Genomic DNA, 11,481 nt, shown 5'->3' with positions numbered 1-11,481 from the left:
AATCGCTCCATTTCTCTAATCAATAAAACATCCTAAAAATTATAGGAGATTTTAAACCCGTGATTCAATAGGCCCGAATCATTAAAAGAAACCGCATAATCGGCTCTAAAGAATAGGCGCTTTAAACCTACATAAACCTCTAAGTAATTTCCTTTTTCCGGTTGATAAAGATAGCCCCCACCAACAAGCTCTTGTAATTTTAGCTTTCTCAACTGTGGCACTCTGTTAGAAAAATACTGGTTAAAATTATGTTCAAAATGCCCTTCAAAAAAATACTGATCGGTACTGTAGGTATAAAAATCTAACAAGTGGAAACTCCTTAAACTGGGATTAAATATTAAGGCTAAGTTACCACTAAAATGACGCCACTCGGGGTAATAAGCTGTTTTACGATTAATAAATTTACCGGCAGACACCGAATAAGAACCATAGCCCCATAAACCCATATCCAATTTTTCATGCTGAATTTCAAGCTCTACATAATTATAATCGGAGGTAGAGTGGAACATGTTTGGTATGCCCCTCTTATAAGAGAAAACAAACCTTGGACCCAAGGGTAGTTTGTAAATCTTAATCTTATCCTTGGTAATATACGGTTGCTTTAGGGTGTAAATTAAGGATGAGTTTATAAAAAAAGAGGTATAAGCTGGAAAAAGTTTGTCTTCTAAAGCTGGGTCAATTGGATTATTAGAGCTGTAGTTTCTATACTTGATATCCCTAAAAACAAAACCTTGGGTGTTGCTAACCGAATAATTTTTAGAAACCTCGGCACCAAATGATAAATAAAGGTTGCCCACCAACTCTCTACCAATACCAGCACTTATATATTCCTTCCGGTAAAGTTTCATGAAATTCTGCTCAAAAAACAAAGTGTTTAAAGTATTCTGTAGCGTAGTTAAGCTACCGTTGGGATTTAAATCCAAGTAGGTGCTGCCTATACTAAAATTTAAGGTTCCCCGCTTTTTAGGTTTGTAATACCACGATGCAGAAAGGTCAGAATTTAGCTCCTGATTTCCAAAACCATACCTTAACCTCGGCGTTACAGACCAACTGGTATTGTTTTTTGCAAATTTCAGAAAAGACACCCCGTAATTCACACCAAAACCTTCCACGGTATTAAAGAAAAAAGCTGGTGCAATAGGATCAAAAACAATTGCTAAACCTCGCTTTTCATTGGTCCACTCCTTCTCTGTAAAAAGTAAGGGTAAAATTCCTACCCTCGAATTTAATCGCTCTAGCGAATCTATAATCGGATTACGTTTCCTCTGGCGATTGATAGAATCTTGGTATTCTGAAGCCAAACGTTCCTGCACAGTTAGCGGAATTTTTCTATTGGCTTTTAACAGTCGCGAGCGATAAGCAGATGAATCATCTTTCACAACTTCTTGCTTTCTAAAATCCTGATAGAATTCACTTGGACTTTTCTCATCTGTAAAAACAGCTTGGCTACTTCCCGAAAAATAAAACTTTAAAACCCCTCCTTTGTATTTCAACAAGGTATAAGTGGGCACTGTGCTATCTTTAGGATATTCTTGAACAACCTGCAAGCTGTCGATAAAGTTGATGCCTTTATCACCATTTATTTTTAGATCAAGGTGCGCTAACTGGCAAGAATTGATATTAAAAGTGAGCTGACCTTCAAAAGTAGGAGAAAAGCGATGTTTCGGGATAACCTGAATTACTACCTTTTCGTTATCTTTTGCTATAAGCCTATAATCGTAAAAATTAAAAGCATTTTGTGCTAAGGGAGAAACAAAGTTTTTGTCGCTAAGAGATTCAAATTTTATAAAATTCTCACTAAAATTAAGACTGAGCTGCGCCGCACTTTTAAACTCCCACGACGGATATTTACCGTAACTTTTGGTAGCATTCACCCGCTCTTTATAACCATCCTTTTTGCTAAAATGTAATTGCGAGTAGCTTTCGTTGAGCCAAACCAACTGATTCGTATTGATATTGCTGTAATAATTGATTGTTTTGCCAAACATTCTTTTTGGCCCCTGATCTAAAATTAACCTGTTTTTAATGTAGGTTTCTTTGGTAAATACCACATCTCGTCTTTGCTTTTGCAATTTAATCACATCAAGCATAAATTGGTTTACCCAGTCTATAGAGTCTTTAATTAATAACGTTTTGTGTGTTGTTCCTTTCGAAAAAAGAGGACAGAGAACCACAAAAGACAACAAAAGCACTCCCGTTAAATAAGAGTGCTTTTTTGTAATAAATTTATATTTTTCTTTTTGTACTTCTATCATCAATAAAATGAATCCTTATTTGGTCTTAAATAAATCGTGATAAACAATAACGACATTCCTGTTTTTGGATTGCTTAAAAACAAAAGAATAATTGGTAAGCTACAAAAACGCCGTTAACAATTAGTAAGGGGTTACTAATTTCTATGCCAATATTTTAAATTTGCATAGTTAGGAGCTTCTTTTTTCTAAGATAGCCAAAGCTAAACGTATTTTATAATAGGGTAAACGTTCATTTAATTCTACAAAAATGGGTTTTAAGGCTCTCACGTTCCCAATCCGAATGCTTGCTTCTTTAATTTCCACAACTTCTTCTTCGGTAATGTAGGAGGACAAACTGCTGAGGTCGCCGTTTAAATAAAGTTGGGCTATATGCGAATAAACAGTAGTCAACTCCAAATTCCGCGATTGGGCAATCTGCTGTACGCTTACATTTTGTTTTAGCAATGCAAGTGTATCTTTATAAGTACTGCCTTTGGCTTTCGCCGATGCGTTTGGGTTAAAATCAATAATGGCATCTAAAAAATAGGAACCGTACTTATCTAACTTATGCTCACCAACACCGCCTACCGTCAACAAATCTGACGGGGTAATTGGTTTATCCTGCGCCATTTCTCTAAGAGTAGCATCAGAAAAAATTACATAGGCTGGCACATTTTCTTCTTTAGCTAGCTTACTCCTCACTGTTCTTAGCTTATTAAATAGCTCTTCATCCGAACTAATTGTTTTTGTTTTTCGGGTTTTTGTAGCTGGTTCGGCAGTTTTTAAACTTTGAAGTACCGTTAGCTCTATTTTTTGCCCTTCAAACAAAACCTGCTTACCAAACTCGGTTACTTTTAGCGCAAAATTCTCATCGTAAGCTAACTCTAAAAGACCAATGTTTAGCATTTGCATGATATAGCGTTCCCAATCAAAAGCTGGAATCTCCTGCCCTGCGCCGTGAGTTTTAAGCTTATCATACCCGGCAGCAACCAAGTCTTGTTTTTTAGAACCGCGTAAAATATCAATAATCATTCTTACGGCTTCTTTCTCGCCAGTTCTAATAATTGCCGAAAGTGCTTTTTGTACAGTTACGGTTCCATCAAAATGCTTCCGCGGATTATCACACACATCGCAATTGCCACAGTTTTCCGTTAGGTTTTCTGAAAAGTAGTTGAGTAATATTTTTCTCCGGCAACTGTCAGCTTCGGCATAATGCTGTATGCGTTTTAATTTTTCTAAATTCACCTCTGCTAATGCACCATCTGCGGCAAATTTACTAAGCATAGCCATGTCAGCATAGTTGTAATATAAAATAGTTTCGGAGGGCAAACCATCACGCCCAGCCCGGCCAATTTCTTGATAATAACCTTCCATATTTTTGGGCAGGTTGTAATGGATAACCCAACGTACGTTAGATTTATCGATCCCCATACCAAAAGCAACTGTGGCACAAACTATCTGTAACTCGTCATTAATAAAACGCTCCTGAACGGAAGACCGAACTTCGCTATTCATCCCGGCATGGTAAAACATAGCGCTAATTCCAGCATTTGCTAACGCCTCATAAGCTTCTTCGCACTTTTTTCTGCTTAAACAGTAAATTATACCACTTTGGTCTTTACGATCATTTACAAAATCAATAATTTCTTTAATTTTTTCTTTTGGCTTAGTACCGATTCTAACATCTAAACTCAAATTTTTACGGTCAAAAGAGCTCAAGAATACCTGTGGGTTTCGCAATCGTAATTGATTAACAATATCTCTACGGGTAACTTTATCTGCGGTAGCGGTTAATGCGATAAATGGAACGTGAGCAAATTTTTCTCGAAGAAAGCCCAACTGCGTATATTCTGGCCTAAAATCATGCCCCCAAGCAGAGATACAATGTGCTTCATCAATTGCAAATAAACTTATTTTACAAGCCTGCCCTATCACATCCATATCTGATATCAGTTTTTCTGGCGAAACATACAACAACTTAATCTGTTGTTCGTGACAAGCGTTTAAAATGTACTGTTGCTGTTCAAAGGTTTGCGAGCTATTTAAAAATGCAGCGGGAATTCCGTTATTGTTTAAGGCATCAACTTGGTCTTTCATCAAAGAAATTAAAGGCGAAATAACCAAAGCGGTACCGGGAAGCATTAAAGCCGGAATTTGAAAACAGAGCGACTTTCCACCACCCGTTGGCATTAACACCAAAGAATCTGCATGGCTTAAAGTGGTTTCAATAATTTCTTGCTGTTGCGGACGAAAACTATCATAACCAAAATATTTTTTAAGCAGTTTATTTGGGGAAAGCATTTTAAAGTTAAAAGTTAAGACTCGTTTTTTCTAAATATGATTGTAGAATAATTGTTGCCGAAATGGTATCAATAAGCGCTTTGTTTTGTCTTGCCATTTTTTTCAAACCACTTTGCGCAATGGTAGCCGAAGCCATTTTAGAAGTAAAACGCTCGTCCATCATCGCTATGGGAATAGTAGGGAATTTTTTCTTTAGCAGGCTTGCAAAACCTTTTACCTGTTGTGCAGATTGCGATGCTGTACCATCCATTTGCTTTGGCTCGCCAACAACAAATAGTTCTACCTCCTCGCTTTGTAAATATGTTTGGAGAAAAGAAACAATATCTTTTGGATGGATGGTGGTTAAAGCAGTAGCGAAAATTTTCAGTGGATCTGTTACGGCTATTCCCAGTCGTTTGGTCCCAAAATCAAAAGCCATTATTCTTGCCATTTTTTATTTATAAAACTGAGGTTAACAGGATAGCTCAAAATTAAAGAATTAAGCTCGTTAAAAACGATTTATATTATTCCAGAAGAAATAGCGTTCTAATACCCTAACCTTTTGTAATCAACCTGTCAAATTATTGGAACAATTTTTGTTAATTTGGCAAAACACAATTATTAAAAATGGACAATCAAGAACAAAAAAAGAAAAAAGACACCAATAAGATCTATTTTCTTATCGCGGTAATAGTTGCGCTGTTAGGTACAAACGTTTATCTATTCTTTCAGAAAAACAAATCTGACCAAAGAATAGTAACTGTAAGTGATGAAAAAACTGCCTTACAAACCGAACTAGAAAAACTTGAAACAGAGTTAGACCAAGCTAACAGTTCTAGTGGAGAACTATCTGAAGAACTAAAAGTTAAAGACGAAGAACTAAAAACTAAAATAGCACAACTTAGAGTAGCCTTAGGTAAAGGTAAACTAACTGCAGGTGAGTTGGCTAAAGCCCGAGAAGACGTAAAACAACTAAAATATTTTGTTGGTAAATACACCAATGATATTGATGATTTAATCAAGAAAAACAATGCTTTAACGGGCGAAAGAGATAGTTTAAAGTCTACAGTTAACGATGTTAAGCAATTAGCTACACGGTTAAGCAAAAGCAACGATTCGCTTAATGTCCGTGTAAAAGCAGGTGCCGCTTTAAAAACCTCTGCTGTTGATATTATGGCTTTCAGAATAAAATCTAGCGGAAAAGAGACAGATGTAACGAGAGCCAGCACTGCACAAAAAATTAAAGTGCGGTTTGCGATAAACACCAATCCAATTGCAGAAAAAGGCATGCATGATGTATTTATGCGCATTTTAGACCCTGCCGGCAATTTAATTATTGGAGAGGGAGGTGCTTTTATGGCTAACGAGCAACAGCTCCAATACACTTATAAAACGGCCATTGAGTTTAATAGTGACGGAAAAACGTACATGTTAGACTGGACAAACCGAAGCCCGTTTGAGGTAGGTACTTATACTGTTATTTTGTATGCCGATGGTTATACCATGGGTAAAGGAACTTTTAGCTTGAGATAAAGAGAAACAAGCTTCCAAAAAAAATGGATTTATCGAATGATAAATCCATTTTTTTTATCTAATATTTTTAATGCTTCTTTAGTTCCACCAAAGGTTACGTCCCTTCATGGTTAAAATTCCTAAAAATATTATGACTACCGCAATGGTATAAAAAGTATAGATCGCTCTGTGCTTTGCCTTATCATCAATTGCCTTTTTCGCTTTGGAATAACCAATAGTAATCAATACAATCGCTAAAACCATCATACTAATGTGCTCAACATTCCAATATCTGTAAACCGGGTTACTCATCTGAGAAAAATTAACCCAATCACTGGTGAAGTAAAGTACTAAACCTAATAATAATTGAATGTGTGCACTAATTAAAGTAAACAGGTTTATCTTTTTATTGCCGGCAGTGTATGGTTTATTACCAGCAGTAAAAGCCTGAAAAATTGAAATTAAAACAAGTATTAAGATCACATATCTTAATGCCGAGTGGAGATGCAATAGTCCTGCTAACATAGTCGTTTTTTTAACAAAGATAATAGAAATATTATTTAAAGTGCTTTCAATAAGGATTTGCCTTAATTGAGCTAACCAAAAAAAATGGAAAAACATAACCCAAGCTACAAATTGCCTCTGTGTTTAAAATAATTGCGTACAACAAGTGATTGGTTTAACCACAAGTAAGCATTATTTAGCAAAGCTCTTGAACCAAGTACAAATATGATTATCTTTGCGACATTCTAAGAAAACATAAAATGGCGGATAAAAATCCCATAACCATGAATTATCGCTACGTGGTAATTGTAGTACTTACATTCGTTCTGCTACAACTTATTTACGTATCAGTAAAAAGAAAAACAGTTTCTGATCAATTACAAAATACCGTAAACCAGCTTGATGACCGTTCGTTGCTTATCGATAAAATCGACCTCACCTTTTTAACGCTTCTTAATACTGAGAACAGTTTTAGAACATATCTTAACACACGCCAACCCCAGTTTTACCAAGATTATAAGAACGGTTTATTGTTATTAAGCGGTAACATAGAGAGCATCCAAAACTATCGAAAAAAGCAAGACCTTGAAAAAAACATCAACTTAAAAACTATCCTCGCTAACAGAGAACGCAACTCAGTTCTAATCATCAAGCTAAAAGCGATAAATGACTCTTTACTTTTAGCCACAGAGCAACTTGCCGACATAGATAAAAACCAACCCATTTACTTCAAACCTTTTAGGCTTAAAGATGTACAAAGCATTTTATCACAAACGACCGACACCTTAATAAAGGTAAACGACGGGGCAAAGAAAAATCTACTCAACAGATTAGGAGATGCAATTGCCAACAAAGAAAAGAGCTCAACTGATACTATAATTACAACCAACAATCTGTTAATAAAAAGCAAAACCAGTCAAGACAGCCTCTCTTTAATTAAATTGAACAGATTATTTAGGCGTAGCGTAAAAGCTCTAATTGCGAATAACAACAATATCAAAAGTCGCGAAAACGATATTATCAACGCTAATACAGTCCTTTTATTCGAACTTTCCTCATTACTCCGCGAATTAAAATTACAAGAAGCCCAAGCCGATATTTTATACAGGGGTGGTTTAAAAACCTCGGCTAATAATAACCTAAGCGCATTAAATAGAGACAGCCGTATGTTGCTCATTTTAGCACTTATATTGGCATTAATCATTGTTTTCAACATTTGGCGCCTACACGGTTTTGAACACCAGCTAAAAAAAGCAAAAGGAATTGCGGTTGGCCAAACTAAACAAAAAAGTGCTTATTTAGCGCATTTGAGCCACGAGATACGAACTCCCTTAAACGCGATTGTTGGTTTTTCTGATCAATTGGCATTAGATGATGTTTCTGACAAAGACAGAGAGAGCTACCTCAACGCAATTAGAACATCCTCCCAAATGTTGCTTTCTTTAGTAAATGATATTCTTGATTTTTCGAAGTTAGAGGTGGGCAAGCTTACATTAAATGCTGGTAATTTTAAACCTTATGAAGCTGTAAACGATGTGGTAAAAACCTTGATAGGCTTGGCTAATCAGAAAAATTTGAAGTTAACCGCGAGTTTTTCTATTGACAAAGATCTAATTCTTTTTGGTGATGAATACCGATTTAAACAGGTGCTTATCAACTTGGTTAATAATGCGATAAAGTTCACAGACAAAGGTGCCGTAATTATCGCTTGTAAGCTGTTAAAGAATTCTATAATTCAACTAGCTGTTAGTGATACTGGAGTTGGTATCGAAAAAAAGAATTTTGATATGCTTTTTGATGAGTTTAGCCAACTGGAAGACCATAATAATGACAATAAAAAAATAGGTACGGGACTTGGGCTAAGTATCACCAAAAAAATTATTGAAGCACAAAAAGGAATTATCGCCATTGAAAGCGAAGTGGGGAAAGGTTCTACGTTTACTGTAGAAATAGCTTACCCTATTTTAGAAAATCAACAAACCAAACCGGCTACCAATAAACTGACTGCTCTACCGTTGGAAACTGTAAACTGGGCAAACCTGCCAATTAAAAAGGTTTTGATTGTAGACGATAATGAGTTGAATATTAAAATTCTAAGAATCATCCTCGAAAAACAATCAATAATATGCGAGGCTGCAGAAAACGGAGAAATAGCTTACCAATTATTTTTACGTAATAGTTACGATGTTATTTTAACAGACATACAAATGCCCATATTAAACGGTGTTGAACTTACCAAAAAAATACGTTCGCACACCGATATAGACAAGGCGAACATACCAATTTTGGCAATAACCGCTAATGCCTTTTCGGAAGATTTAGACGGTTACCTAGCCGCTGGAATGGATGGTCACATCGTAAAACCGTTTAATCAGCAAACGCTTTATACCAGCTTAAATCAATTAATAACTGATAAAAGTTTGTTGCACTAGTTGCTTTAATTCTCTGTTAAAAGCTGTCCATAAATCAATTTTATGGGCATCCATCCGTTTCACGGCAATCTTAAGCAGCGTTTTTCCAAAAAGCTTTTGCTTTACCGTATGCTTAATATCCCCAAGAATTGTCAACTAAATGTTAAGGATACTAGTTCTCTTTTTAATAACGCTTAGTGGCTTGATACTTGTTCGTTTTGATAGGGAAATAAACGCTAATACCAAGGGGTTTCAGTTTTTTTGGTCAAAAAGATATATCGTATTAAAAACAGTAGAGATGAATAAAGTCATTTTGTTAAATAAACGTCCAGAAGGTAAACCAACTGAGTCGGATTTTAAGTTTGTTGAAGAAAATATGCCAACTTTAAAAGAGGGCGAAGTTTTGTTGAAAACCCATTATGTATCTGTTGACCCATATTTAAGAGGGAGAATGACAGAAGCAAAATCATATATACCACCTTTTGAACTACACAAGCCTATTCAGTCGGGCATGATTGCAGAGGTCATCGAATCTAAGAATTCGGATTTTGCTGTTGGCGATTTTATATCTGGAATGCTGGAGTGGAAAAAGTTCCAAACCAATACTGGCAAATCTTTAACTAAGGTGGACGATAAAGGCGTAGCCCTATCAGCATATCTGGGGATTTTGGGGATGACAGGGCTCACTGCATATTTGGGGCTGATTGAAATTGGAAAGCCAAAGCAAGGGGAAACCATTGTTGTTTCGGGCGCAGCCGGAGCTGTTGGTTCGGCGGTTGGGCAAATCGGTAAAATTTTAGGTTGCAAAGTAATTGGTATCGCTGGTACAGATGAAAAGGTAGATATGCTTAAATCAAAATTTGGTTTTGATGAAGCTATTAATTACAAAACTACCAAAGACATGCAAAAAGCAATTAAAAACGCCGCACCCAATGGTGTTGATATTTATTTTGACAACGTGGGTGGTGAGATCTCTGACGCAGTACTTGCAAATATCAATAGATTTGGAAGAGTAGCGGTTTGTGGCGCCATCTCTCTTTACAACGCCACAGAAATTCCGGTTGGACCACGGGTACAACCTATTCTAATAAAAAACAGTGTTTTAATGCAAGGATTTATTGTTGGCAATTACGCCGAAAAATTCCCTGAGGCGATAAAGCAATTAGGTGAATGGCTTAAAGTAGGCAAGCTTGACTATTCAGAAACCATTACAGAAGGTTTCGACCATATTCCTAGTGCTTTTATAGGTTTATTTGAAGGGAAAAACAATGGTAAGATGGTTGTAAAAGTCTGACAATGCTGAAACAATAAAAAGCCATAGATGTTCTAATTTTGCATAAATAATAAAAATTAACATGTTAAATTTTGAATTTAAAAATCCAACCAAAATTCTTTTTGGTAAAGGACAAATAGAAAAAGTAGCTTCAGAAATTCCGGCCAATGCAAAAGTATTGATGCTTTACGGTGGCGGAAGTATCAAAAAAAATGGTGTTTACGAGCAAGTTAAAAACGCTTTGAAAAACTTCGAAGTTGTTGAGTTTGGCGGTATCCCAGCAAATCCAGAATATGAAATTCTGATGGATGCATTAAAAATCATCAAATCAGAAAATATAACTTACATGTTAGCTGTAGGCGGAGGCTCTGTAATTGATGGAACTAAATTTTTATCTGCAGCAGCGTTATATAAAGGTGATTCGCCTTGGGATATTTTAAAAAATGCAATTAAAACAGAGGTAGGTTTGCCTTTTGGAACGGTACTTACCTTACCTGCAACAGGTTCAGAAATGAACTCGGGATCGGTAATTACACGTAGAGAAACTCAGGAAAAATTGGGAATGGGTGGTCCAGGTTTATTTCCTCAATTCTCTATTTTAGATCCAGAAGTAGTAAAATCCATCCCTCAAAGACAACTTGCAAATGGCATTACTGATGCTTTTACCCATGTTCTGGAGCAATATATGACTTACCCAACTGGCGCTTCTTTACAAGACCGTTTTGCAGAAAGCATTATGCAAACCTTAATTGAAGTTGCTCCCGTTGTAACCAACGACCCTGCAAACTATGATGCTGCCGCTAATTTTATGTGGTGCTGTACCATGGCTTTAAACGGGCTGATACAAAAAGGAGTACCTGGAGACTGGGCTGTACACGCCATGGGGCATGAGCTTACCGCACAATTTGGTATAGACCACGCCCGTACATTGGCTGTAATTGCGCCAAGCCACTACCGTTATAATTTTGAAAGCAAACGCGAAAAGTTAGCACAATATGGAAAACGAGTTTGGGGAATTAGAGAAGGTGATACAGACGCTATTGCAAAAGCTGCGATTTATAAAACAGAAGCATTTTTTAAATCTTTAGGTATTGATACCAAGCTTTCTGATTATACAGCAGATTTTGAGGGCACTGCACAAAAGATAGCCAAAAGATTCACAGAAAGAGGTTGGTTGGGACTTGGTGAGCATAAAAGATTAAGTCCGGCTGATGTGGAAAAAATAGTAGAAATGAGCTATTAATTTTCAAATTACCCCCATATAAAA

The 11,481-nt window shown here is 36.3% G+C and carries 8 protein-coding genes; 4 read left to right on the top strand and 4 right to left on the bottom strand.

The window, feature by feature from the left end:
• Positions 1-32 precede the first annotated feature (32 nt).
• From B176_RS0100445 to ruvX, 3 genes are all read right to left on the bottom strand, one after another.
• Positions 33-2,255, bottom strand: a complete 2,223-nt coding sequence (locus B176_RS0100445; protein ID WP_017256803.1) for a DUF5686 family protein — start codon at positions 2,253-2,255, stop codon at positions 33-35.
• 168 nt (positions 2,256-2,423) lie between these two features.
• Complete coding sequence (recQ, locus tag B176_RS0100440; RefSeq protein ID WP_017256802.1) at positions 2,424-4,535, bottom strand: DNA helicase RecQ; 2,112 nt, start codon at positions 4,533-4,535, stop codon at positions 2,424-2,426.
• 7 nt (positions 4,536-4,542) lie between these two features.
• The gene (gene ruvX, locus B176_RS0100435) at positions 4,543-4,965 is read right to left on the bottom strand and encodes a Holliday junction resolvase RuvX (protein WP_017256801.1); all 423 of its coding nucleotides are present in this window, start codon (positions 4,963-4,965) and stop codon (positions 4,543-4,545) included.
• Between the two features lie 176 nt (positions 4,966-5,141).
• Here ruvX and B176_RS0100430 point away from each other — a divergent pair, with 176 nt between their 5' ends.
• Entirely contained in the window at positions 5,142-6,047 is a 906-nt protein-coding gene (locus tag B176_RS0100430; protein WP_017256800.1) for a DUF6143 family protein, read from the top strand.
• A gap of 78 nt (positions 6,048-6,125) precedes the next feature.
• Here B176_RS0100430 and B176_RS0100425 read toward each other — a convergent pair whose 3' ends face one another.
• A complete protein-coding gene (locus tag B176_RS0100425) occupies positions 6,126-6,551 on the bottom strand; it encodes a hypothetical protein (protein WP_040539644.1) in 426 nt (141 codons plus the stop codon).
• A gap of 239 nt (positions 6,552-6,790) precedes the next feature.
• Here B176_RS0100425 and B176_RS0100420 point away from each other — a divergent pair, with 239 nt between their 5' ends.
• The 3 genes from B176_RS0100420 to B176_RS0100410 all read left to right on the top strand — a co-directional run bounded on the left by B176_RS0100420 (position 6,791) and on the right by B176_RS0100410 (position 11,457).
• Positions 6,791-8,962: a response regulator gene (locus tag B176_RS0100420; protein WP_017256798.1), complete on the top strand. Its 2,172-nt coding sequence runs from the start codon at positions 6,791-6,793 to the stop codon at positions 8,960-8,962.
• Positions 8,963-9,239: 277 nt separating this feature from the next.
• On the top strand, positions 9,240-10,235 hold the full coding sequence (locus tag B176_RS0100415) for an NADP-dependent oxidoreductase (RefSeq protein ID WP_017256797.1): 996 nt from the start codon (positions 9,240-9,242) through the stop codon (positions 10,233-10,235).
• A gap of 61 nt (positions 10,236-10,296) precedes the next feature.
• Complete coding sequence (locus B176_RS0100410; RefSeq protein ID WP_017256796.1) at positions 10,297-11,457, top strand: iron-containing alcohol dehydrogenase; 1,161 nt, start codon at positions 10,297-10,299, stop codon at positions 11,455-11,457.
• Positions 11,458-11,481: the final 24 nt, after the last annotated feature.

Origin of the sequence: Pedobacter arcticus A12, assembly GCF_000302595.1 — a bacterium.
GTDB classification, from domain to species: domain Bacteria; phylum Bacteroidota; class Bacteroidia; order Sphingobacteriales; family Sphingobacteriaceae; genus Pseudopedobacter; species Pseudopedobacter arcticus.
This window is presented reverse-complemented; position numbering and strand designations above follow the sequence as displayed.